Here is a 24809-nt window from a genome sequence, read left to right as displayed (position 1 = left end):
TTTATCGTCAGAATAAATGGTAGGTTATTTCTCAATTTGACAATCAGATTGAACAATAGGGTGAGTTGACCTTTCGAGTAAAATTTAACCGCGAAAGGGTCAACACGCCCTAGGAAAGTACAGCTCGAGTATCTGGGGAATGACCGCTGATTGAGAATAACTCTGCTCTATGGTTTCGACTGCCTGTTGTTTTAATTGGGCTGTTTGTTTTTCATTCTGGGTAAGGAAAGTGGTTAAAGCCAAGCCTAACTCATCCATGTTATTGACCAAATAACCGTTTGTTTGATGAGCAATTAAGCTGGGCATGTTCCCGACTTTGAGAGAGAAGACGGGTATGCCGCGTGCCATGGCCTCCAAAGCCGTCATTGGCAAGCCTTCATATCGAGAGCAAATGATCAAAACACCAACATTGGGCCAAATGGCATTCATGTTGTTCTGGTGACCGTGAAAACGAACATTATCAGTCGCAAGTTGTTTGAGTTCATCTTCGAGAACGCCTGAACCATAGATATCGAACTTGAGTTGGTAATTCGCGTTAGCTAGCTCGATAAATCTGTCTGGTCCTTTTTCGTGGCAGAGTCGACCGACAAAAGCGATCTGCTGTCCCTTAGAATGCTGAGTTTCTCTTGTATCAATGAAGTTATTAAAACAAATCGTTCTAGAAACAAGTTTTTCAGCAATTTTGTCACTAACAGCAATCGAGTGATTTGAAACAAACGAAGTGAAGCGGTCAATAAAGTCATACAACCATACCTTGCCCGAAGGAGTCTCGCCCGCATGGTAGGTTGAAATCTGTCTTACACCCGTTAACAAACGAATCAGCTTAGTTGTAATACTCGCCTTGTATCCATGAGCGTGTAAAAGGGCAGGTCTATGCATCCGAACGAGATGAAGCAGTGTTATGAAATAGCTATGGCCATCACCGTCTAGATGCTTAGTAGGAATTTGGTTGGTTTCAAGCTTTTCTTCAAGTAGTTGTCTTTGAGGGTATGTGCAAAGAAATAGTACCGTCACTGGAACTTGAAACTGCTTGAGCCCTTTAGCAAGCTCAAGCACATGAGTTTCAATACCACCAAAAGTTAAGCTATCAATAACCAGCCAAACTTCATCAGACGAGTTGTTGCTCATCTTCTGCTTCCCAAGCTTGTTTCTTGCGATAAACTGTTGAAGGGCTTAACTCCAATAACACTGCGGCGTTGAGAACGTTACCATCACAATAGTCAATGGCTTGCTGAATGGCTTCTCGTTCGATTTGCCACATTGGTCGGATAGTGACAGGTTTATCTGCTTGCGAATTGGCAGAGATTGGTTGAATAGTATTGCCTTCCAACGCTTCCTCACTGGCTGGAGGGGGAGGCGGCGTTACAGCGGGCGCGGGTTTAGGTGAAATGCTAGATTTCAATTTGCGACTCGTTGTGACCTGATCCGGTAAATGTTCTAGACGTAGATGGCTGTCGTCATTAAGTACCACAATGTTGCGTACAATGTTTTGCAATTGGCGTACGTTACCGGGCCAAGTGTAACGCTTCAATGTTGATTCCGCATCGCGATGAATCGCGTTGAACTTTTTCCCATCTTCTTTGGCATAAAGTTTAAGGAAGTGCGTTGCTAAAGTAAGGATGTCAGTGCCGCGCTCCCTTAGAGGCGGCATATCAAGTGGAACGACGTGGACACGATAATAGAGATCTTCCCTAAATCGTCCTTCTTCAACTTCAACTAAAGGATCTCGGTTAGTCGCACAGATAATGCGGACGTCAACCTTCATTTCTTTGTTTGCGCCGAGTGGAGTGAAGGTGCCAGTTTGGAGGAATCTTAACAGTTTCTTCTGCATTTCTAATTCCATCTCACAAAGCTCATCTAAAAACAGCGTACCGCCATTTGCCATCGATGCAGCGCCTTTTCTGTCAGCTGTCGCGCCAGTAAACGCGCCTTTGACATGACCAAATATTTCACTTTCCATCAGGTCTTTTGGAATAGCGCCACAGTTGATAGCGACAAACGGCTTGTCTTTGCGTTTACTTTCTTTGTGAATCGCTTCGGCGCAAACTTCTTTACCGGTACCGCTTTCGCCGACAATGAACACGCTAGCTGTCGTTGGCGCGACCGAGTCAATGATCTTATAGACACCTTGCATTGGTAAGCTTGAACCAATAAAACCATGAAAGCGGTTTCTGTCGAACTTGCTTTCAATATCTTCCACAAGGTGTTCGAGTTTGACTTGCTGCAGGTGCAGCGCGATGGAGGTTTTTAAACGGTCGGCATTGATCGGCTTTTCAAGAAAGTCTTTCGCACCTTTTTGAACCAGGTTAACCGCGAGGTCGACAGAGCCATGTGCGGTTGCGATAACAACTGATGTCGGCACCTGGTTATCATTTATCCAATCGAGAATCTGTTCGCCGTCCATATCGGGTAATTTGAGATCTAGAATCACCAGTTGCGGAACGTTTCTTTCTATAAAGGCGATAGCTTCTCGACCTGTCTCGACATGAAACAAGTCATAAGGCTCATCTTTTACATACTGCTTGTACAAAATCGCAAGCGAAGTCGAGTCTTCAATAAGTAATACTTTTGGTTTCATTACGATGTCCTATCTTAAGCCTTTATAGTTGTGTCGGTTCGCTGAACCCTTGTTGTTTGCGCTCTTCGAGTGCTTGCAATGATTGTTGGGCGAGATGTTCCAGCTCTTGCTTAAAGGAGAATGCTTGTTCCTTCTGACCATCCAAACACATGTGTTCGATTTTTCTCGCGAGATTAGACAATGTGCGATTACCCAGAGCGAGTGAAGAACTGCCCAATGTGTGGGCTTCAAACTCTAACGTCTCTTTGTCTTTGTCATCCATGGCCTTATAAATCTTCGCCAGGCGCTGCTCAGATTCTTCAACGTAGTGGTCGATTAGCAAAGGGATAACTTCCGCGCTCGTATCTTCGATCATTTGCTGTAAAATTTGTTCGTCTACCAGTTCCAAACCCGCCGTTTCCTTACGTTGATTGCTTAAGTTCTGTTGTGTCTTTTTATATGTATTATGTTGCTCATTCAATCGTGATGGTTCTATTCTTTGAGCTTCATCTTCAACACTATCGTTATTTAAGAATAGATTAATTTTTTCAATTAGTTGTGACAACCTAAGAGGTTTTGACAAGTAATCGTCCATACCTGATGCAAGAAACTTCTCTTTATCACCGGCGAGGGAGTGAGCCGTCAGTGCAATAATAGGTAAGTTAGCGGTATGATCGTCTTCAAGATGTCGAATGGCTTGGCAAGCTTCCATACCGTCCATTTCTGGCATGGAAATGTCCATAAATATCAGGTCATATTGATACTCTTGCACCATGGATACGGCGTGTTTACCATTTTCAGCAATATCGATTGAGAGACCAACGCGTTTAAACATTTCGCGGATGACGAGTTGGTTTGCTTTGTTGTCTTCAGCGACAAGAATACGGGCATCTGGGCGGAGTAACTCTTGACGTTTTGGCGTTGTAGTCGGCGAAGTAATTAAGTCATCGGCGATCGCTAGCGTAATATCAAAAGTAAACGTGCTTCCTATACCCGGCTCACTTTCTACGCTGACTTCGCCATCCATCAGGTTACACAAACGTCGGCAAATCGCTAGGCCAAGACCAGAGCCTTCTTTACTGCGAGAGTATGTTTGATCAACCATAGTAAATTCATCGAACAGATACTCGATAGCACTTTTGCTGATCCCTATGCCAGTGTCCTGAATCTGACAGACGATTTTCGCTTTGTTTTGTGTAACAGCCTCAGAGCGGACTTTAATTGTGACGCTGCCTTCATGGGTAAACTTGATTGCGTTGCCAATTAAATTAAGCAGGATTTGCTTCACTCGATTTTTGTCACCACTAACCTTACTCGGAACCGTCCCCTCAATATAACAATGGAGTATTAAGTTTTGGTTTGATGCGGTGGGAGAGAAAGAATCGACGACACTTTCAACACAGTGGCGGAAATCGAATGGTTTGTCTTCCAAAATCAGTGTATTGGACTCCATCCGTGTAAAATCAAGAATGTCATTGATGACGGATAACAAGAAATGACCTGATTCGGTTGCGGTGTTGACTAGTTTTTTCTGCTCATCGGTGAGTTTTGTTTCTTCCAGTATATTTAAAATCCCAAGCACACCATTCATCGGTGTACGTATCTCGTGGGACATTGAGGCTAAGAAGCGACTTTTAGAATCATTGGCTTGTTCTGCACCTTCTCTTGCTTCGGTAAGGACTTGATAGTCTCTTTCCAGTTTGGCTGACATTTCATCGAAAGCTTTGGTTACTTCACCAAGTTCATCTTTTGAATGCTCGTTAAGTTGGAATCCGGGGCCATGCTGACCGACTGTGTTTGCGGCTGCGGTTAAACGAGAAAGGTTGCGCGTAAGATAGGTACCAAGAATAAATGAAAAGATAGCGACCAAGACCACTTCAATGGTTGCAATACTAATGATGGCTTTTTGCGCCTCATCGAGCATGGTTTTAATCGCATTCGTTTCAAAACCAATATCTACGTAGCCGAAAACTGTGCCATTGCTTTCAATAGGAGTACGCAGATCGAAAATCCCGTCGTCGACATCGTTCAAAGAGCTGTCGCTAAGCATTGAGCGCTGAAGAAGTTGCTTATCACCGGCGCACGCCATCTCTTGACCATTACGTAGTACCCGAACATAAGCCACATCTTCTAAAGTCATAAACTCTTGAACAAGATCTTCGAGTGTAGCGATATCCGTTGATAACACGGCATCTTTAGCCGCATGGGTAAACATAACAGCGCTTGAGTTGGCACGTTGTAGGAGCTGTTTCTCATTTGAATCAGAGAGAAAGCTCATCGCACTCAACACCAGAATAACGAGCACAGTGATCTCAATAACGGCAATACCCAATATCGTCTTCGAACGCAATGTCATAGCTGCCTCCAGTTACTCAAGTATCTTAATATTTAGTGCTCTTACGTCATCCCAATCTGAATCGCTAGCTGGCTCAAATCCTTTTATGTTTAAAGATTTGAGCTGCTGTCCACCTTGGGACGTATTTTGCAGTGAAACTAACGCAGCCTGAATGGCATTGGCTTGGTCATTTCTTAGCCTGGGATGGTAAGCGATAGCATGTGGGGTATAAGGCTTAGTGATCCAGATTGGTTCCAACTGCGACTTAACGACGTCTGGCAATGTGTTGAATGTCCGCATCACGCCGCCACCTGCAGGATAGAAACCTTTCGCAACCGAGAGGTAGACTGAGTCGTGTGAAGAGACATAGTCCGATTCGAATTCAACATCGGCATTTTTTAAGTCACTTTGAGTTAGGACAGTAGCCGCAAAAGCTGCTGGGGAGGGAAAAGCAAGAGTTTGACCTTGTAAATCTTCAAGCGATTGATAGTCATTCGACTTTCTCGCGACAATGATTCCTTTTATCCGCTTGTCTTTGGCTTTTGCTATCGCTCTATACCCACTGACTTGGCTAAAAACGGTGTAGTGATAAGGATTCATGTAAGCCAAATCATATTCACCTTCAGACAAACGCTTCTCAAACTCTGGAATATTTGGCGCTGTACTGAAAGTAATTTCGTAACCTGTTTGCTCTTTGAGAGTGTCTACTAATGGTCCCCATTGCTTGGCAAGCCTACTTGCTGATTGCTGAGGGACAACACCAAATGTGAGTGTATCAGCTAAGGTAGCCGTTGATAGCAAGAGGGTAGATAGAGAAAGTGTCGTTGTTCTCATAGAAACTCCTATGCTGACTGGGCCAGAAACTCGTTAGTTAAGATTTTACTTGCCCACTTGTCGCGCCAAGACTTAGGTATAAATTTAAGTCGATTCAATTCGCGAACCATTTCTTGTGCGAGTGTTGCTTGCTGTTTTAGGTTTAGCACTGAGCCAAGTAGTGATATCGATGGGTTATTTATAAGTTGCAATGCTTTTTCTAGCTGGCCTGAAGAAGTCTTCCCACCCATGATTACGAGAGCTGTCTGGTCACAGGCACTCGCGACAACTTGTGCAGGAATATTACCTCTGTTGATATGCAGCAATGGAGAGGTATCGCAAATCACGCGGTCATATTGCGTTAGCCATTGAGTGACGGCATTTTGCAACTGCGCAGGGTCTTTGTAAGCCAGAAGGGCAGATTGGTTGTTAGGTACCGTTAACCCGGTAAACATTTGATGTGTTGAGGCATGTTCAACTAGCAGGCCTACGTTGTCATCATCGCTAGGTGCAATGTCTATACACTCGAAAGCGGGATGAAAGGTATTAAGATCGACAACTAAGGTTCTGTGACCGGCAAGCAAGTATCTTTCTGCAAGCGCTGCAACTACGGATGTGACGCCGTCACCTGATTGGCATGCCGTGATGCAAAGGGAACGGCATTCGCTCATCTCTGCTGTTAGGTATATCTGCTCAATTTCTGTATGTGTCGCTGGAATAATCATTACAGTGCTCCTATTAGAACGATGGTTGTCGTTAGGCGCAAAATGTCTTCTAAACCAACACGCGCTTTTTCAAGGAAGCTTTCGTTGCGATCTGGCACGTAGATGGTATCGCCAGCACGCAACACGGGAAGCTTGTAAATGTTTGCCGTTTTACTGAAATCAATCAGGTCAAATGTTCTCGCTTGTCCCTGACAACAAGACATGTTCACAATCGAGATCTTCTCTAGATAGGCACGCTCTGACGGACCGCCAGCTTCCGCGAGTAGATCCAGCACTGTCATGTTATCGTCAAAGACATATCGGCCTGGGTTATTGACTGCACCTAGTACACGCACCGTTGATTCCTTCGAGCGGTCTAGCCAGATTTTGTCTTTTTCAGGGATGTAAATAGTGTCACCCATAGTCACATTTGGCAGCAGGCTTTCATCTCCTGTTTCAAAGTAAAGTGACAGGTTAAGTTTGCTCACTTTTGAATAGGTTTTATCGCGATGGGTAATACGGATGTTATGAATATCAGCGTCTTTGGTTGGGCCATCCGCGGCTGACAAAATATCGAGGAAGTGCATATCTTTGGTAAAGCGGTATCGACCCGGTGCATTCACTTGACCAAATACATAGATAGAGGCATCTGAGCTCTGACGTACCCATTGAGACTTATTATCCGATGGATCTTGTGGAAGATCGTGCACGCGAACGATAGCACCGGCAGATATGTTTGGCAGTTCGCTATTAGGTGCACCGTTTAAAATGAACTCGTCCAGATTAAAGATATGTAACTTGTTACCCGCTGTTACGACCTCGATTTTTGAGGTGTCAGCGCGTAGTGTAGGGCCACCCACATGAGAGAGAAGGTCCATTAGATCCATTTCATCTGACCATTCTACACGACCTGGGCGAACCACTTCGCCGATAACGCTTACAGCGCGGCTAGGTGCAATCTTCAGCCATGATTTCTCATTCATATCGGTTTTTTCAGGGACGAAAATCGCGTCACCAGGGCCTATAGCTGGTGGACTTTTACGAGTTAAACCTTCGGTGAATGCAGTTAAGTCGAATTTGATCACTTTCCCGTCAGCTTTGATTACGCGAATTTGGCGAGATTCTGCATAACGCGTAGGGCCACCTGCATTAGCGAGAATATCCATGAACGATGCGTTCTTTTTGCCTTCATAAGCACCAGGGCTTGCTACTTCACCCATGATGTAAACAACGTTAGCGCCCGCTTTGATCTCTTCTTCTTGTTTAGGAACGAAGATCGTTGTGCCTGGTGTGAGGGTTGGCAATAGCGATACATCACCACTATCAAGGTAGGTTTTAAGGTTGAATAGCTTAGGTGTGTTATCAGAAATGACTCGGATTTGTTCAACAGATGCATAGCGAGTTACACCACCTGCACGCATGATGACATCAACCAGATCCGTGTTTGCTTTGAAACTGAATGAACCCGGCGCGTTAACCTCACCAAACACTTTAATCGCTGTTCGACCATCAGCGCTGTCACCAGCATTAGCCAGTTTGTTAGCGTCAAACTCCTGCTCAATATTACCCACAAGCGGAGACGCCGGGATAAAGATGGTATCAAGTGACTCAAGTTCAGGGAGTAGGGTCTCATCACCCGTGTCTAGAAAGGTTTTATAGTTAAATTTGATCTTATCTTTGCCGCGTTTAATGAAAAGGTTGTTTAACTGGGCACCGGCACGAAGACCACCTGCGGCGTGAATCGCCATTTGGATATCAGAGGTTTTAGATAAAGTGTATTCGCCCGGCGAGTTGACATAGCCTTGCACGGAGATAAGGATTTGTTGCTCAGCGATGTAAACAGAAGCAGAGGAGAGATCACGATACACTTTTTCTAGCGCATCCTTTACCGCTTGCTCTAGCTGAGGTTCGCTATAACCTGCGACGTACAGAGCGCCAACTTCAGGTAGTGTAATTCGGCCACGTTTATCAACTTGGAAGCCTTTGTTTAATGATGACTCCCCAGGAAGGTTAACTTGGATAAGGTCGCCAATCTGCACACGTTCTTCATTTGCTTGGGCAAAAGAGCAAAGTGAGGTCAGTAGGAATAGGGCGATATAGTTAGTCCATTTCATTGTAACCTCCTTGCAAACGCTGCTCAGCTTGTTCTTGTGTATCAACCACTTCAATACTTACTCGGCGGTTGGTTAGGCGTACACCTTCTGACTCGCCATCATAAAGAGGAAGCGTGTCACCCACGGATTGAGTCTCAACTCTTGATGGGTTTAATCCGAAGATAATCAGATAACGTTTCACTTGTTTAGCTCGACCCATGGCCAGTTTTTGGTTGTACTGAACATCGCCAACAGAATCTGCATGACCAGTGACTTTAAGATTGAGGCTATTATTTTCATTCAAAATGTTCGCTGCGCGTGCCAAGTGTCCCATGTACTTAGGATTCACTTCCGTTGAATTGAATGCGAATTGGTTGTCGACATTAAGCAGGTTGTACAATTTGTCTATCATCGCCAAGCGTTGTTGGAATGCGTTTTCATCCATTGGCGGTACACATTTGGCTTGCGAGGTAACGTAGTCGAGTTGCAGCTCAAGCTCGTTAAGTCGTTTGCGCTGGATGACAATATCATTGGCTGCATCTAACAGAAGGCCGCCTTCCAGCTCTCGGGCAATTCGGTTTTGTTTCTCAAGTGCTTGTACAACAGCAGCTGGAAAACACCAACGAGCCCCTTCTCGAATGAGCGAATCTAGATGAAGCTTTGTCAGTTGCCAGTCGAAACGCAGACCGTGTTCAGGGCCAAGCGGTTCATCCGGCATAACAGGGGTGAAATTGGATTGAATGTAGTTTTCACCCATTCCGCCACGCCCTTCTTCTGGGTAGCTAGAACATCCAACAACGGATGCTATAGATACAGCTAGGGCTATGTGTTTGATAGAGAAGTTCATGCCAACGTCCTTTGTTAGTGTTTATTATTTTTATTAGTGAGTTTGAGAGTTAACCGGTATAGCTTGGTTAATTCTGAGCAAGTTCATAATCTCTAATGGTTGACCAGAGACGTTTTCGATGCGCATATTGCGTTGACGTTCGACAAGACGTTTGTAGAGGTAAACGATAGCGCCAACGCCAGACGAATCGAGAAATTGAACTTGGCTGAAGTCGATTTCAATTTCACGAGAAGAGTTCTCCGCAAGAATCTCGTCGATGTGTGGCTGGGCATGTCGGCTACCGTCTGCATCTAGATTGCCGTTAATTACCCAAGTTACGATTGTGTCGTTAGTTTCAATTTTACGAAGTTCCATAATCTTATCTCCTCAGTGTGTTGATATGTATAGAGCAGATAATGTGCCAAACTTTAAATCATTAAATATCAGTCACTTATGACTTGGTTGTGTTGTTTTCTCAAAATGAGAAATTCATAATCTCAAAATGACAAGCAAAAGTATGAAAGTGAGATGAGTGGTAAGTTAGTCATTTTTCAATGTAATAACGTGTTCCATTATTTAACTCACAGTTAGAGATCACTCGAACGGGTTAGTCACCATTCTTGCTCGTCACGCTGCATATCGGTAAATATTTATCCATTGTTGATTATGGATAAATGATATGAACATCAGACTGTCGCTAGTCGCTGTAAGTGTAATGTCTGCAATGATGGGAACAGCACAAGCAAGAGACGTCGCTGCGGATTTTTTGCCAGTAACGCTTGCCGCCTCATACGAGGCAAACATAGATGTATCAGATTACTGGAAAAGTGAAAAGCTAGACGGGATTCGTGCGATTTGGAATGGTAATAAGCTGATTACACGAAATGGAAATCCGATATCAGCACCGCACTGGTTTACAGAGGCGCTGCCAGACTACCCACTAGAAGGAGAGTTGTGGGCGGGGCGTGGGAATTTTCATTTAGTTCAGCAAACAGTGTTAGATAAGGTTCCCAACGATGCCAGTTGGAAAAAAATTAAGTTTATGCTGTTTGATGTCCCGCACTCTGCTGGCGACTATAAGAAGCGCTACTTCAATCTAGTGCATTTAGTCAATTCACTTGAACGCGATCATATTCGTTACATCGAACACACGCCGATTTTGGATGAGCAAGAGCTATTTAGTTATCTGGATTCTGTCGATAGCTCAAAAGGTGAAGGGTTAATGCTACGAAAGATATGTAGTCGATATCAAGCAGGTCGCAGCAGCGATTTATTAAAACTGAAAAAGCATCAGGATGCGGAAGCGCTCGTTATTGGTTATAAAGTTGGCAATGGCAAGTATAAAGGACAGATGGGGGCTTTACTTGTACAGCTTGAATCAGGAGAGCAGTTCTACATAGGTAGTGGCTTTAGTGATGTACAGAGAATGAATCCACCTGAGATTGGTTCAAAAATCACTTTCCGCTATAACGGCTACACCAGTAGTGGTTTGCCTAGATTTGCGAGATACATGAGAGAGCGACCAGAGTAGTGAAGCCAACAAAGCGAATATCAGATAAATCAAAGGCCCATTATGTGGGCCTTTTCTTGTTTTATTTTGACGCTAGCTCAAGTTGAACTTCATCACTTAGCCTGTGCATCCAGCGTAAACGAATACCAAGCATAATTGCCGCTGCGGAGAGACCAATTATAAAGCCCATCCAGAATCCGTGAGCGCCCATTGGTTCAACAATCCAATCTGTCATCGCAAGGATATAGCCAAGTGGTAAGCCAAGAATCCAGTAGGCAATGAAAGTACGATTGAATATCGCAGCCATGTCTTTATATCCACGCAGCGCGCCTGCCGCGACAACTTGCACGGCATCCGTCACCTGATAAACGGCTGCTAATAGAAGAAGCTGAAGTGCTAACTCAATGACGGCTTTGTTATCTGTGTATAGTAGAGCGACTTGCTCCCTAAACAGTACAGTTAGTAGGGCGGTGATTAGAGCCAATGCGACTGCAACTAGCAGACCGACTCTTGAAGCAATTGTTGCGCCTTCTACGTTTGCTTCACCAAGGCGGTGCCCGACACGAATGCTAGTGGCAGCGCCAACACTCATTGGTAACATGAACACCAAGGATGAAAAGTTAATCGCTACCTGATGCGCCGCAACCACTAATGGCCCCAGTGGTGCAACAAGCAGAGCGACAACCGCAAATAGGGTTACTTCGAAAAACATTGCGGCTGCGACTGGGAACCCAAGCTTAAACAAACGAATCAGAGCTTTAATGTCTGGCTTATGGAATCGCTCAAATACCTTTACTTTAGCAAGACGTTCGGATGTCATGACATAAAACAGTAACATCGCGAACATTACCCAATAAACAATAGCGGTTGCGACACCACAGCCAACACCGCCTAACGCAGGCGCACCAAATTTACCGTATACGAAGATCCAGTTAAGGGGAATATTAAGCAAAAGACCAATAAACCCAATCACCATCGCGGGTTTGGTTAGAGACATACCATCGGTTAAGCTGCGCAAAGCTTGAAATAGCAAAAAGGCGGGTACTGCGAAGATCACGGCGTGCATGTAGCCGATGGTTTTCTGCCCCATTAATGGCTCAACGTCCATTAATCCCAAAATGGATTTGGTTTGCAGTAACACCGCGCCAATAGGCACCGAAATAAGCAAAGCCATTGCGATCCCTTGTTGAATCTCAAATGGCACTTTATGTTGCCTACCGGAACCATTAAGTTGGGCAACAACGGGCACCAACGCCATTAATAGCCCGACTCCAAATAAGATAGAAGGTAGCCAAATGCTTGCAGCAATCGAAACGGCGGCCATATCGGTAGCACTCACGCCGCCGGCCATTACCGTATCGACGAAGCCCATACCTGTTTGTGCTACTGAAGCAATAAGTACAGGGGTCGCTAATTTTATTAATGTATTGGCTTCTGTTTTATAGCGATGCAAAAGGGAAACTCCAAAACTAGATAATAACAATGACAAGTTGTTCGAATGACTATCTCTTGTGATTGAAACGTGAGAACAAAAGAGAAAATGATTGTGCGTGATGATAAAGAAATGTCACACTAAGCACCATCAAAAACTCGCGGAAATGATTGATGTTCACAGGAATTGTTCAGGGAATGGCGGAAGTCATTGCCATAGAGAGAAAAGAAAAATTTCAGACTCACACAGTTAAGCTATCGCAGGAAATGGGTGAGGGATTAACCATCGGTGCTTCAGTTGCTCACAATGGCTGTTGCCTTACAGTGACCAAGATTAATGGTGATTTGCTCGACTTTGATCTTATGCAGGCTACATTAGCACTGACCAATCTCGGCGAGCTCAAAGTCGGGGCCTCAGTGAATATTGAGCGTGCTGCCAAATTTGGCGATGAGATTGGTGGGCACTCTATGTCTGGTCATATCTCATTGATGGGAGAGGTCGTTGACGTTATTGATACGCCTAACAACCGAACTATTTGGTTTAGTATCCCAGCTGAAATGATCAAATATGTGCTAGCCAAAGGCTACATCGGGCTAGATGGATGTTCTTTAACCATTGGTGAAGTTGAAGAGAACCGTTTCTCGGTCCACCTAATTCCAGAAACGTTAGAAAGAACACTGTTTGGTCAACGAAAAATTGGGGATAAGATTAATGTTGAGTTTGATCCTCAAACTCAAGCAATTGTTGATACTGTAGAGCGAGTATTAGCAAGTAGGGTTTAATGCTTTTATTCCATTGACTTAAAAAAAGCGCCTTACGGCGCTTTTTTAAAAAATCTGTTCGTCATCTGCATCCACGAGGAGTTCGATTTTATCCATCTGCTCGTCAACCGTCATACTTAAGTGAATCGCGTGACAACATGCTGGGCAGTCATCGTAAAAATTTTGGCTACCGTTTGAAGCATCTAATGTAATTCCAATTGAATGTCCGCAGTGAGGGCATGAAACCATCTTCTCTGTATATTTTCGCATAACTTCTTTCCTTACAACTCATCGAAAACCAGTGCCTAACTGCCTCCTTACTAGAAAGGAGAGCCCCTGTAGACACTTTAATCTTAAGCGGAGAAGTTTCTATTAGACCTGAATTAAGTACAAAACATGATTTAGGTAAGGAAAACAAAAATTCGTTGCCCCGTACTTCACTATTGATAGTGAAAATATTTGACAACGAATAAATTGAGAGGTGGTAACCAATTGTAAATATTGAAGTATTTATATTTAGTATGAAAGTATTTGCTTTATCAGTCTTTCTGATTGGTCCAAATAGTGACCACCAAATTGATTGTAATGATTGAGCACATGATAAAGGTTATAAATGTCTTTTCGTTCGCTGTAGCTAAAGTCTAACGGAGCAACACTTTCATAACCTTGATAAAACTCCGGTTGGAACCCTTCGAATAACTCGGTCATTGCAATGTCACACTCACGATCGCCCCAATAACACGCTGGATCATAACAAATAGGGCCAAATACAGAATTTGCAGCATTGCCATGCCATAAGTCGCCGTGGAGCAATGAAGGCTTAGGTTGGTGGTTAGCTAATCTATCATGGACTAGTTGGGTAAACTCGTTGATATCGACGAGATTGATGCCTTTTTCTCTCAGCAGTTGGAGTTGCCAACCGATTCGTTGTTCTGAGAAAAATCGAGACCACTTGCGGTTCCACTTGTTAGGCTGGAGAGTAGCACCGATATAGTTGTCTTGGTCGAAACCATACTCTTTTTGCTCGCCCCACTGATGTAAGCGGGCTAATTGCTGGCCAAACGCATAACTGTTCTTACTGTCATCAAGAGGCTTAGTAGGTAAATAGTTGAGAATGATAAAAGAGTGTTCTTTGGACTTGCCTGTAAGGATTAACTCAGGGACAAAAACGGTGTTACTTTCGCGCAATATACGGATGTTTTCCGCTTCTATATCAAACTTAGGCAGAAAATCTCGCTTGTTGAGTTTTACAAAGTAGCGTTGCTCACCGTCTGAAACCATATAGCAATCACTAATATCACCACCTTGGACTTTTTCTTTTTCTACAATGTCATAAGAAAACATCAAGGTTTCGGAAAGCTGCTTAGAAATGGCCTGCCACATAAATCATCCTAGAATTTCGTTGCTTTGCTAATAGTGTAGAAGAAGCTTGGAATGAATACTGATTCATAGTGCAAAAAATTCAATCATTTAGACGTATTAACAACTAGCAGCGTAAAAATGTGAGCTCGCTCCACTAAGAGTTTATTACTTTAGTGGAAATTCTACTTGTTAAGCCATTTTAAACGTCATTAAGATTGATCCTATGCTAGTTTTAACGAAGGCGTTTTACTGAATTTGTGCAGGAAGTCAGCAACCTATTCGACTTTGGTTGTATATATCGATTGATATGACTTAGTATTAAAGATGTTAGTCAACGACATAATTTATAACGGAGATGGGCTGTGGTTGTTGAAACCGATGGTTACTTGGCTTTAATTGAGCATTTGGCTTTTAATCTGGATGTGTTCGCATCGGAAGATGGCGATATCGGGACGGAAAGCGTGGAAGATGTCGTTACTGATATGGTCGCGAGCAACATTATGGCGATCTTTGAGCAAAACCCGGAATTGCATTCTAGTGTTCGCTTCCAACTACTAAAAGAAGCAGACTCAGTCGTTGAAGATTTAGGTGAAGTCCTTGCTGGTGTTTGGGCAAAACCTGCAACCAACGAACAGATTGGCTTTTTGGACGAGTATATCGCCTTAGTTAAGAATTTATTTGATTCAGCGGTTGCTAAATACGATTAGTGATTCAGTTCATTTCAGGCGAGTAGGTGACTCGTCTGAAATGCCAATATTTTGAAGCCCAATAAGGGTTATCCAATCTTGAAATGATTACCCCTTTCGATGTCGATGCATGCATAAACTGCTTGTTGCCGATATACACACCTACATGTCTGACCTTCGGTGCCGTTCTAAAAAAGACTAAGTCACCGACATGCGCATCTGAATAATCAATTTCATTTCCTAACTTAACTTGCGCTAATGTGGTGCGTGGCAACTGTAGTCCTAGAGCATCTTTGTAGGTTGTTTGGACAAACGCTGAACAATCAACGCCACTTAAGGTCGAGCCACCCAAGCGGTAAGGCACACCCTTCCAGACTTTATAAACATCCAGTAATGAATTTTTTGTGATCTCTTCTTGTGCCGTCAGCGCAGCGCTGTGTTGTGTACTAAATTCAGGTTTGGGTTGGCTACTGCAACCCGCAATGGCTAGGCATAAAAGAGCCGTTTTGAAGTGACTCGCACTAAAAACTAGATGCTTCATTAATAACCTTCGTTGAAATCTAAGCGTAACAATACAGACATAATATGCCTCACTGATAACTCTAGTACTAGGACCTTGTTTCTAAATGGACACTCTGAAAAAAGGCAAACTCAAACTATCGCTGATACATACAATCAGTGCGGTGTTTATAACGATTACCTTACTGGTGATTTTACTTTCTGTCACGAGCATTAAGGGCTTAGAACGAATTCACTTACAATTTTCTGGTTTATCTGAACAAGCATTACCACTCGCGATGACCAATGCGCAGTTAACTCAAAACATATTGGAACAAGCAAAGCAGTTGAGTTATGTCACGCAAACCCAAGACAACCAAACGCTTGAGGATATTCGACAGCAAATCACCTCACTAGGGTCAAACATTGCGCAGCTTACCAAACAAATTCTTGATGTATCCTCTAGTTTGAGTCAGACCATTTCGACTCAGCAGACCGATCAGCTTTTGGATTCAATTCAATCACTCAACGCATTGAGCGCAAGTGTGATGAGTACGCAGCAAGACATCCTGACTAGGCAGGAAAAAATTGACGCAGAAATGGATGGCTTTCGTTATGGGCTCGGATCTGTAGGCCCAGAAATGAATCGAATAAGCTCTTTTCTTGTCGGTGACAACCCCGAGTCAGCCGACGCGGCTAACCGATTTATCGCTAATGTAAGCTCTATGGAAAGCTCGTTTGTTCAGCTGATGATGCAATCTGATCTGTCAAAAGCTCAAGATGAATATCGTGAAATGAAAAATCGCTTAGCTGGGGTGAATTTAGCCTACGATGATTTTAAAGAGTGGCACCCTGATGTCGTGGATTTTGCGAGCTTAACGGCTGGTTACGATATGGTGTTATCAGGCTTTGGTAAAGATGGCATCGTTGACCAAATCCTTTCCAAGCTGCAATTAGTTACGACACAGTCTAAGCAAGTTGAAGACGTTGTCATCACAGCAAATCAAGTCATCGCGACGTTAAACCAAATCTCATCGACTGCCGAGGCACTTATTGATGACAGCCAGAGTGTCGTGACTGGCACCATGGAGACAATAACGGTTGTGCTGTTGGTTAGTGGGGTACTGTTGGTTGTCGTCATTCTCATTGCGTGGCTTTCTCTCAAGCACTGGATTAACCGAGGGTTGAGCAACATCCTAAGCAACTTAAATAAGATGACCAATCACGATCTTACGGGTAAGGCGAAATTACTCGGCCCACTGGAAATGAAAGAGATTGCCTCAAAGCTGAACCAAGTAATGATTTCAACCAACGAATCAATTTCGACAGTGACACGTAATTGTGAAACCCTTTATCAAACCGCAGAAATTAGCCATGGAGCGGCAGAGGAATCAAACAATAGCTTAAGTGAACAAAATGACTCTTTAGCAAGTATGGTCACTACCGTTAACCAACTTGAAGCTTCGATTCGTGAAATTTCAACCATTACGGCCGAGTCATATGAAGAATCAAAATCGGCAGTTGCACTATCGAGCCAAGGCGTAACAGCAATAGAAGAGAACCAAGCCCGTTTACAGGCTTTGGAAACGACATTGAATGTGAATGAGTCCTCAATGGTAGAGCTAGATAAGCGTGTTAGACAGATTCGCGAAATGGTCGACTTGATCTCTGGGATCGCAGAAAACACCAACCTACTGGCTTTGAATGCGGCGATTGAGGCTGCGCGTGCTGGGGAGCAGGGCAGAGGTTTCGCTGTAGTGGCAGATGAGGTGCGCAAACTGGCCAGCGATACATCGAACCAAACAACCAATATTCGAGATCGTATGAACCAACTGGTTGGAGCGGCCGAGCGTTCTCGTGTGGCGGTTGAAGAATCAAGACAAGAAATGGCGAACGCCTTGGAATCGAGTGAGTTGGTAAAAACGACGTTTGCGGAGATAGAAACGGCAGTTGAACATATCAAAGCGCGCGTTGAACAAGTCTCTGTTGCAACAGAGGAACAAGAGCGAGCAACTGCACATGTCAGTGAGTCTATTACTCGCGTTTCTGAGCAGGGTGGTAGTACCAAGCTGCAACTTGAGTCTATGGTGGAAAACTCCCAGCAAGTGGCTGAAATAGCAGGTCAACAACAATCGATGTTACACAAATACGCAGTTTAATTAGAGCAAATTGAAATGACACAAAAAAGGAGCGCAGTGCGCCTTTTTTATTCTTGTCTGAATGGTTGAGTCAGCATCTTATCGAGTCTCTGCTCCTGTTTGGATTGAAACAGTGGGATACCGATCTTTACTGATTCATGCCCTAGAATGGGTTGTTCACGGTAAGTTCCGAAGCCTTGATCCCATACTGACAAGAAGAAACCAAAATTGGAATGGGCCTCTTTTTCAATGACGGAATGATGAACACGGTGCATGTCAGGGGTGACGATCACTCTCCTCAATAGCTTATCTAGCTTTAGTGGTAGATAGGCATTGCTGTGATTGAACATCGCACTGGCATTAAGGATGATTTCAAACACGATAACAGCAATAGGGGATATGCCGAGCGACAAAACTAAACCAATCTTAATCCACATCGATAAGATGATTTCGATAGGGTGGAACCGCGTACCTGTTGTGACATCAATATCTTGGTCAGCATGATGCATTCTATGTAAACGCCATAACATTGGGACGCGATGGAATACCAAGTGCTGCAAGTAAATAGCGAGATCTAGCAGTACCACTGAGATGATGATCTCAAAGTACAAAGGCAATTGGAATTGATTGAGTAGTCCCCAGCTGTTGTCTACAGCGTATATAGCCGATTCAAACGCCAGAATAGGCATGAGTAGGCTCAAGCAAACTGAGTTAAATGCGATTAACCCTAGGTTATTCAACCACCGGTAGAGCTTATTTTGGGTCAGTTGTTTGCGTGGCGCTAACCACTCCCATAACCCGCACAGAACCAATACGGAAAGAAAAAAGCTCAAGCGAATCATTTCAGGATTTTGCATTGTGTATTCCTTGCAACTGCTGGTTTGGTGAGTAAACTGGCTCACCCTGTTCATTATCTACGATACGCTATGAGAATCCATGCCTTTCATCACCTGTATCAACAACGTTTAGACCGTTCAACCAAGCCTTTTGTTGCGCGGGGGAGTAAAGTTGTTCGATGCAAGTACTGCCAAGTTGCGGAAAAGGACTGTTTGTGTGCCCATCAACCCGATATAGAGAGTGGCGTTGCGGCGATGTTGCTACTGTCAGAAAACGAAGTGTTTAAGCCGAGCAATACAGGTCGCTTGATTCTAGATGTGGTCAAAGACGGTTATGCCTATCAATGGAGCCGCACTGAGCCTTCGTCAGAGATGCTTGCTCTACTCAATAACCCCAAGTATCAACCGATTGTTGTATTCCCCGATGAATATGTTAATGAACCTACTCGATTGATCAAACAAGAAGCATCAAGGTTTTGTGAGGAGAAAACGCCTCTATTGATCTTTATAGATGGCAGTTGGCGAGAGGCAAGGCGAATCTTCAACAAATCACCGTATTTAGATGCGTTACCTGTAATTTCGATTAATCCGGATACAGTATCGCAATACATGATGCGCCGTTCAGACAACGAACAGCACCTTGCTACCGCTGAAGTAGCCAGTTTAGTGTTTGAACAGTTTGGTGAAGAAAAACTGGCTCAAACTTTGTCGAGTTGGTTTGCCGTATTTCGCGAAAGCTATATGAACAGTAAGACGAGAAACAGGCCAGATGAAGCAAAACCAGCTTTGAATCGTTTCATTGACGAGCTGAGAAACGAGAAACCCCTCTAATTATTGCGATCTGGTTGTATACGGGCTGCGCAGTTGGCTTTGCCTCCGAGCTAAATCTGTTCCAAATCACAGTTTGTAGGCGTAGCTATATGGATAATGAGTCAATTAAACCAATTTTTGAGTTATTTTTCTGGGAGAGAAGAGATGTACTACGGCTTTGACGTTGGTGGCACTAAGATTGAATTTGGTGCATTTAACGAAAAACTAGAGCGAGTTGCGACTGAGCGAGTACCAACGCCAACGGATGACTATGCACTTTTGGTTGAGACCATTGCTAGACTGGTAAACAAATACGATCAAGAATTTGGTTGCGAAGGCAAGATCGGTCTCGGTCTTCCGGGTATGGAAGATGCCGATGACGCGACAGTTCTAACAGTCAATGTGCCTGCGGCAAAAGGAAAGCCTTTGCGCGCGGATCTTGAAGCTAAGATTGGCCGTAGCGTTAAAATTGAAAACGATGCGAACTGTTTTGCGCTTTCAGAAGCATGGGACGAAGAATTAAAAGATGAGCCGTCAGTGATGGGGTTGATTCTTGGTACCGGCTTTGGCGGCGGCTTGATTTATGATGGCGCGGTATTCTCTGGCCGAAATCACGTTGCGGGTGAGCTAGGTCATATGCGCTTGCCAATTGATGCTTGGTTCCACCTTGGTGACAATGCACCGCTACTAGGCTGTGGCTGCGGTAAAAAAGGTTGCTTAGACAGTTACCTGTCAGGCCGTGGTTTTGAACTGATCTACGCACACTACTTCGGTGAAGAAAAGAAAGCTATTGAAATCATTAAAGCTTATGAAGCTGGAGAGGCGAAAGCTTTTGAGCATGTAGAGCGCTTTATGGAGCTGCTTGCAATCTGTTTTGCCAACATCTTCACAGCAAATGATCCTCACGTTGTTGCACTAGGTGGCGGTCTTTCTAACTTCGAACTAATCTACGAAGAAATGCCAAAGCGCGTACCTAAGTACCTTCTTTCTGTAGCGAAGTGCCCTAAAATCATCAAAGCGAAGCACGGTGATTCAGGCGGCGTACGTGGTGCAGCATTCCTTAACATTAAGTAATGTAACTGACATTAGATTAGAAAGGGCTGCGATTGCAGCCCTTTTATTTATCCCGATAGGTATTACTTGTTCTTTTTTCCAACCCCTAGGTTTTCTTTTTGCTGCAGGGTGATTCTATACACAGCCGAAAGAGAGCTTTTATTTACTTCACTTTTCAGAAAAATGGGGTCTAGTTTTGGACTCAAGGGTGATACGCCCAAAGCCAAGCTTCTTAAAGTGGTTGTCACGGTAATTACGTACCGCTTTAGTATCAGAAATCGCTTCGATTTGTTGCTCCATTTTCAAGTACTCAGAGATATCAATGCCTTCAGCTTCAGCTACCGCTTCATGAATGTTGCGATGTTGCTGGTATGAGAAGGTTAACGTTTTCTCTTCATCTTTGTAGGTATAGAGGATTGTGCGAGCCATAAATAATTCCAAATCGATAAAACTAAAGAGGTCAGCATGGCTGACCTCGTCTCTGTGGGCTAGATTCTGCCTTGAAGCGGGATGATTGTCACGCTTTCACCAACTTTAACTGTATCTATCGCTGGTGAAATCTCAATCAAGCAGTTCGCTTCACTCATAGAGCGTAAAATTCCTGATCCTTGTTTGCCTGTTGTTCGAACCGTCAATTGACCGCGATGATCGAGTTCATAGATGCCACGGCTGAATTCAGTGCGGCCTTGGCGAGAACGCAGACTCTCTGTGGCTATCGCGTTAACTTTAAGAGGTTGCCAGCCTTGCTCTCCCTGCATTTTTCTTAAAGCTGGTTCTACAAAGTTGATGAACGAAACCATGACTGCGACAGGGTTACCCGGTAAACCGAAAAACGGCTTGTTTTGTATTTGACCAAAGGCGAGCGGACGACCTGGTCTCATGTTGATTCGCCAGAAATCGATTTGACCAAGTTTCTCTAATGCAAGTTTAATGTAATCGGCGTCACCGACAGAAACTCCACCAGAAGTCATGACGACATCCGCTTGTGAAGCTGCATTTTCTAACGCTTCTATCATCAGGGCTTCATCATCTTCGATAATACCGAAGTCGAGAATCTCACAGCCTAAGGTCTCTAGCATCCCCATGATGGTGAAACGGTTCGAATCATAAATGGAGTTTTGCTTTTGCTCGCTACCAGGGTCTTGGACTTCATCACCAGTAGAGAAAATGGCGACCTTAAGTTTGCGATAAACGCTGCATTCGGCCATTCCCAGTGAAGCGATCATTCCCATCTCTGGTGAGGCGATTCGCTGACCGGTGGTAAATACGGAAGAGCCTATTGCTAAGTCTTCTCCAGCCTGTCGTACATTCTGTCCCACTTTGATGCTTGCAGAAAATGTGACAATGTCACCATTATGTTGAGCTTGTTCGCGCATAATGACGGTGTCGCCACCTTCTGGAGTAGGGGCTCCTGTCATGATCTTAACCGCTTGACCTTTTTCTAGCGAATGATCGTAGGCGTGACCAGCAAAAACTTCAGCGACGACTTCAAAGCTATCTAAATCGGCATCTTCACCACGAATTGCAAAGCCATCCATCGCTGAGTTTGTGTATTGTGGGACGTTGACCGGAGAGATGATATCTTCAAATAACACCCGGCCAGATGCTTGTGTGATAGGGCATAATTCGGATTCAGGTACAGGGTTAACCAGCGAAAGAATCTTCTCGCGTCCTTGCTCTACTGATAGGAAAGCAGGGGAGAGAGTATCACAACAAGCCGCTTCGTTTTTCTTTGGTTCTGCTTGGCTTCGTACATACTCGGTGACAAATCGCGCGATCGCATCTAAATCATTGATGCTCATTTGCGGTAGGTCGCTATCTTCAACAATTGAGTCTGCCGCAATTGCGATGATGTTGTCATCATTGTTGTATAGCCAAGGTTTACCTACTGCTGCGCGATGAAGTTCAATCTTAGGAAAGGCGATGTTTTTGCAGCCTTCAACTAAAATAACATCAAGCTTATCCGTGTCGAAGCGTGATAACAGATAGGCAAACTCAGATTCCTGCTCAGGCGTTTCAGTCATTAACGCAAAACGGTTTCTTGAGGAGATCAACATTTGCGAAGCGCCGGCTTTTCTTAGTCGGTAACTATCTTTGCCTTCTTTATCAACATCAAAATTATGGTGTGCGTGTTTCAGCATACCGATACGTAGACCCGCTTCTGTTAACTTTGGCAGAAGTGCTTCTAACAGTGTTGTTTTCCCCGTACCTGAATACGCGGCAAAACCTAGAATAGGGATAGGAAGATTTAAAGTCATCAGCTGATGGTTCCGAATTGGGCCAGTTCTTCTGGGGTATTTAAGTTTACAAAGCAGTTTGGTGAGTCGCTAAAATCGACATATTCAGTGTTGCACTCTTTGTATAAAAGAATGATCTTACGATCTCCTCGCTCAAGAAAAGCGGTCAGTTTGGGTAAGACACGCTTATGGTACAAGGTGAAAACAGGCTGTTGATGGTCACCGTCATGAGCCACTAAAATGTCGGTGCTATTGGTTACCGACTGGCAAAAGCGCTCTACCAAATCACGGTTAATTTGTGGGCTATCGCATGGTACAAAACCTACCCAATCGGTTGGCGCGTTGATGAGTCCTGCATGAATACCGCCCATTGGGCCAGGGAAGTCTTGAAATTGGTCAGAAAAGACCTCGCCAAATTTCTGGTATGCCTCATGGTTGCGATTGGCATTAATCAAGATGCGTTCAGTTTGAGGTGTTAGTCTTTTGATCACGTGTTGGATCAATGGCTTATCATTGAGTAAGACAAGACCTTTATCTTGCCCTCCCATACGGCTTGCTTGACCACCAGCTAAAATTACCCAGCTTGTCTCTTTTGCATGAAGCATAGTTGTCGTATCTGATATTATTTTGTTATTGGGCTTGCACTCTAGCAAATCTATTATCTCTTTCAAGCCCACAGGCTTAGTGCATTATGTGTTACAGCTAGTCGTAGACTATCCTCTACTACTTACTTTTGTATCTAATGATTTATCTTTCAAAACAACGACATTATTTAGCTCAAAGTCATTGTTCGAGTATTCTTTCAGCTCAAGGCCACTAATCACCCATTGCTTATTACAAAGCTCAGTCAATGCATTTTGTTGGTGACTGGTGATGACTAAGCTTGAACCGCGATCTAAAAGATCTTTCGCCATGACCACTAAACGCTCAATCGATTCTTGGTCAAGTGACGCACTCGGCTCGTCCATCAAAAGAATCGAAGGTTTAAGTATCCATGCCCGTGCCATCGCCACACGTTGTTTCTCTCCACCGGACAAGACTGAAATATGCTCGTCTGCTAAAGTTTCTAAGCCTACCATGCGAAGTGCAGTGATAACTTGAGCTCGCTTATCTTTTGCTGCATCTTTTTCGAAGCGGATACCGTAGACGACATTTTCATAAACCGTTCCGTCGAAAAGGTACGGAGACTGATGAAGGTAGATCACGCCTTTACGACCAGAGCGGGGAAACAGTCGGTGTAACCAGGTATCGCTCGGTGCGCTTACTTTTCCTGTCGATGGTTTCATTAACCCAGACAAGATCTTGAGTAGTGTGGTTTTGCCGACGCCATTATCACCTCTAAGGTAGATAGCGTCGTTTGGACCAATAGAGAGAGTAGGGATGTGGAACAGTACACGCTCTTTAAAGCGCATCGAAAGTTGCAGTGCCGTGATCTTAATTGTCATACAGCGCCCTTAAGTCCTTAAGTAACCTTTGCCGCGCATACTAGTCAGCATGAAGTTTAGTACCAGTGCCAATGTAAGCAAGACGATGCCCAAAGCAACCCCTTGAGCGAACGCCCCTTTGTGGCTCTCCATCGCAATCGCTGTAGGGATGTTACGAGTGATTCCCATAATGTTGCCGCCAACCATGGTTGAACAACCCACTTCGGTCACAATGCGAGAAAACGCCGCTATTGCTGCCGCCAAGAGTGGAAAACGTGTTTCCCACACCATGGTGGCAATAATTCGCGGTATAGAAGCGCCCAATGTAATTGAGGTTTCAACTGCTCTTCGATCGCTAGACTGCAATGCGCCGTGCATCATTGACACTAACACCGGAAAACCAATCAGCATTTGACCAACAATCATCGCTTTTTGAGTAAACAGCATCTGCCAGTCGCCTAAAGGACCTGCGCGTGACAGTAGCATGTATAGCAATAAACCAATCACAACCGTCGGAATTGCTTGTAGCGTATTAATCAATGATAGGAACAACCATTTGCCTTTAAAATCTGTATAAGCCAATACAAATGAGAAAATGATTGCGGGGAAAAGAACAATTGAAATTGCGGACAAAGAGACGCTGAAGGAGACCGCAACGATCTCCCAAAGCTCTTTATCGAAGCTCACCAATAGTGTGAGCGCATCTAGCGTTGTTTGCCAAAGGCTCATCGAGT

General features: G+C 44.2%; 24 protein-coding genes. 6 read left to right on the top strand and 18 right to left on the bottom strand.

Annotated elements, in window-relative coordinates:
* Window positions 1-99 precede the first annotated feature (99 nt).
* Genes IX91_RS07845 through IX91_RS07810 form a run of 8 tightly spaced genes read right to left on the bottom strand, consistent with a single transcriptional unit; the run spans window position 100 to window position 9703 of the window.
* Window positions 100-1128: a glycosyltransferase family 4 protein gene (locus IX91_RS07845; protein ID WP_004748948.1), complete on the bottom strand. Its 1029-nt coding sequence runs from the start codon at window positions 1126-1128 to the stop codon at window positions 100-102.
* Complete coding sequence (locus tag IX91_RS07840) at window positions 1109-2578, bottom strand: sigma-54-dependent transcriptional regulator (protein ID WP_004748949.1); 1470 nt, start codon at window positions 2576-2578, stop codon at window positions 1109-1111. Before IX91_RS07840 ends, IX91_RS07845 begins: the two co-directional genes overlap by 20 nt.
* A gap of 22 nt (window positions 2579-2600) precedes the next feature.
* Complete coding sequence (locus IX91_RS07835) at window positions 2601-4913, bottom strand: ATP-binding protein (RefSeq protein WP_004748950.1); 2313 nt, start codon at window positions 4911-4913, stop codon at window positions 2601-2603.
* 12 nt (window positions 4914-4925) lie between these two features.
* The gene (locus IX91_RS07830) at window positions 4926-5726 is read right to left on the bottom strand and encodes a phosphate/phosphite/phosphonate ABC transporter substrate-binding protein (protein WP_004749502.1); all 801 of its coding nucleotides are present in this window, start codon (window positions 5724-5726) and stop codon (window positions 4926-4928) included.
* An 8-nt stretch (window positions 5727-5734) separates the two neighbouring features.
* Window positions 5735-6430, bottom strand: a complete 696-nt coding sequence (locus IX91_RS07825; RefSeq protein ID WP_004748952.1) for a P-loop NTPase family protein — start codon at window positions 6428-6430, stop codon at window positions 5735-5737.
* The gene (locus IX91_RS07820) at window positions 6430-8523 is read right to left on the bottom strand and encodes an SLBB domain-containing protein (RefSeq protein ID WP_004748953.1); all 2094 of its coding nucleotides are present in this window, start codon (window positions 8521-8523) and stop codon (window positions 6430-6432) included. Before IX91_RS07820 ends, IX91_RS07825 begins: the two co-directional genes overlap by 1 nt.
* Window positions 8510-9349, bottom strand: a complete 840-nt coding sequence (locus IX91_RS07815; RefSeq protein WP_004748954.1) for an OmpA family protein — start codon at window positions 9347-9349, stop codon at window positions 8510-8512. The genes IX91_RS07820 and IX91_RS07815 overlap by 14 nt, the downstream gene beginning before the upstream one ends.
* 33 nt (window positions 9350-9382) lie before the next feature.
* Entirely contained in the window at window positions 9383-9703 is a 321-nt protein-coding gene (locus IX91_RS07810; protein WP_004748956.1) for an STAS domain-containing protein, read from the bottom strand.
* Between the two features lie 304 nt (window positions 9704-10007).
* Between IX91_RS07810 and IX91_RS07805 the strand changes: the two genes are divergently transcribed.
* Entirely contained in the window at window positions 10008-10859 is an 852-nt protein-coding gene (locus IX91_RS07805) for a DNA ligase (RefSeq protein ID WP_004748957.1), read from the top strand.
* A 61-nt stretch (window positions 10860-10920) separates the two neighbouring features.
* Here IX91_RS07805 and IX91_RS07800 read toward each other — a convergent pair whose 3' ends face one another.
* A complete protein-coding gene (locus IX91_RS07800) occupies window positions 10921-12291 on the bottom strand; it encodes an MATE family efflux transporter (protein WP_004748958.1) in 1371 nt (456 codons plus the stop codon).
* Window positions 12292-12443: 152 nt separating this feature from the next.
* Here IX91_RS07800 and IX91_RS07795 point away from each other — a divergent pair, with 152 nt between their 5' ends.
* On the top strand, window positions 12444-13052 hold the full coding sequence (locus IX91_RS07795) for a riboflavin synthase (protein WP_004748959.1): 609 nt from the start codon (window positions 12444-12446) through the stop codon (window positions 13050-13052).
* Window positions 13053-13097: 45 nt separating this feature from the next.
* On the opposite strand, the gene IX91_RS07790 is transcribed toward IX91_RS07795, so the two are convergent.
* Both IX91_RS07790 and IX91_RS07785 read right to left on the bottom strand, forming a co-directional pair.
* A complete protein-coding gene (locus IX91_RS07790; RefSeq protein ID WP_004748960.1) occupies window positions 13098-13301 on the bottom strand; it encodes a CPXCG motif-containing cysteine-rich protein in 204 nt (67 codons plus the stop codon).
* A gap of 246 nt (window positions 13302-13547) precedes the next feature.
* Window positions 13548-14414: a fructosamine kinase family protein gene (locus IX91_RS07785; RefSeq protein ID WP_004748961.1), complete on the bottom strand. Its 867-nt coding sequence runs from the start codon at window positions 14412-14414 to the stop codon at window positions 13548-13550.
* A gap of 341 nt (window positions 14415-14755) precedes the next feature.
* On the opposite strand from IX91_RS07785, the gene IX91_RS07780 reads away from it, so the two are divergent.
* Window positions 14756-15100 (top strand): DUF3802 family protein, encoded by a 345-nt coding sequence (locus IX91_RS07780; protein ID WP_004744053.1) that lies wholly within the window; start codon window positions 14756-14758, stop codon window positions 15098-15100.
* Window positions 15101-15104: 4 nt separating this feature from the next.
* Here the strand turns inward: IX91_RS07780 and IX91_RS07775 are convergent, their stop codons facing one another.
* Window positions 15105-15620, bottom strand: coding sequence for an NlpC/P60 family protein (locus IX91_RS07775; RefSeq protein ID WP_004744054.1), 516 nt, complete (start codon window positions 15618-15620; stop codon window positions 15105-15107).
* 85 nt (window positions 15621-15705) lie between these two features.
* Between IX91_RS07775 and IX91_RS07770 the strand changes: the two genes are divergently transcribed.
* Window positions 15706-17736, top strand: coding sequence for a methyl-accepting chemotaxis protein (locus tag IX91_RS07770; protein WP_004749503.1), 2031 nt, complete (start codon window positions 15706-15708; stop codon window positions 17734-17736).
* A gap of 47 nt (window positions 17737-17783) precedes the next feature.
* Here IX91_RS07770 and IX91_RS07765 read toward each other — a convergent pair whose 3' ends face one another.
* Complete coding sequence (locus tag IX91_RS07765; RefSeq protein WP_004743524.1) at window positions 17784-18572, bottom strand: sterol desaturase family protein; 789 nt, start codon at window positions 18570-18572, stop codon at window positions 17784-17786.
* A gap of 69 nt (window positions 18573-18641) precedes the next feature.
* Here IX91_RS07765 and IX91_RS07760 point away from each other — a divergent pair, with 69 nt between their 5' ends.
* Window positions 18642-19382 (top strand): tRNA-uridine aminocarboxypropyltransferase, encoded by a 741-nt coding sequence (locus IX91_RS07760; protein ID WP_004749504.1) that lies wholly within the window; start codon window positions 18642-18644, stop codon window positions 19380-19382.
* 144 nt (window positions 19383-19526) lie between these two features.
* Window positions 19527-20435 (top strand): N-acetylglucosamine kinase, encoded by a 909-nt coding sequence (gene nagK, locus IX91_RS07755; RefSeq protein ID WP_004743526.1) that lies wholly within the window; start codon window positions 19527-19529, stop codon window positions 20433-20435.
* A gap of 147 nt (window positions 20436-20582) precedes the next feature.
* Here nagK and IX91_RS07750 read toward each other — a convergent pair whose 3' ends face one another.
* From IX91_RS07750 to IX91_RS07730, 5 genes are all read right to left on the bottom strand, one after another.
* Window positions 20583-20843, bottom strand: coding sequence for a DUF2960 family protein (locus tag IX91_RS07750; protein WP_004743527.1), 261 nt, complete (start codon window positions 20841-20843; stop codon window positions 20583-20585).
* Between the two features lie 59 nt (window positions 20844-20902).
* A complete protein-coding gene (locus IX91_RS07745; protein WP_004743528.1) occupies window positions 20903-22672 on the bottom strand; it encodes a bifunctional molybdopterin-guanine dinucleotide biosynthesis adaptor protein MobB/molybdopterin molybdotransferase MoeA in 1770 nt (589 codons plus the stop codon).
* Window positions 22672-23256, bottom strand: a complete 585-nt coding sequence (gene mobA, locus IX91_RS07740) for a molybdenum cofactor guanylyltransferase MobA (protein ID WP_004749505.1) — start codon at window positions 23254-23256, stop codon at window positions 22672-22674. The genes IX91_RS07745 and mobA overlap by 1 nt, the downstream gene beginning before the upstream one ends.
* Before the next feature lie 108 nt (window positions 23257-23364).
* Window positions 23365-24096: an energy-coupling factor ABC transporter ATP-binding protein gene (locus IX91_RS07735; RefSeq protein ID WP_004743682.1), complete on the bottom strand. Its 732-nt coding sequence runs from the start codon at window positions 24094-24096 to the stop codon at window positions 23365-23367.
* 9 nt (window positions 24097-24105) lie between these two features.
* Window positions 24106-24804: an ABC transporter permease gene (locus IX91_RS07730; RefSeq protein WP_004743683.1), complete on the bottom strand. Its 699-nt coding sequence runs from the start codon at window positions 24802-24804 to the stop codon at window positions 24106-24108.
* Window positions 24805-24809 lie beyond the last annotated feature (5 nt).

Source organism: Vibrio tubiashii ATCC 19109 (genome assembly GCF_000772105.1).
Classification (GTDB): Bacteria; Pseudomonadota; Gammaproteobacteria; order Enterobacterales; family Vibrionaceae; genus Vibrio; species Vibrio tubiashii.
The sequence above is the reverse complement of the archived record's forward strand: the minus strand, read 5'-3'. Positions and strand labels throughout refer to the sequence as shown.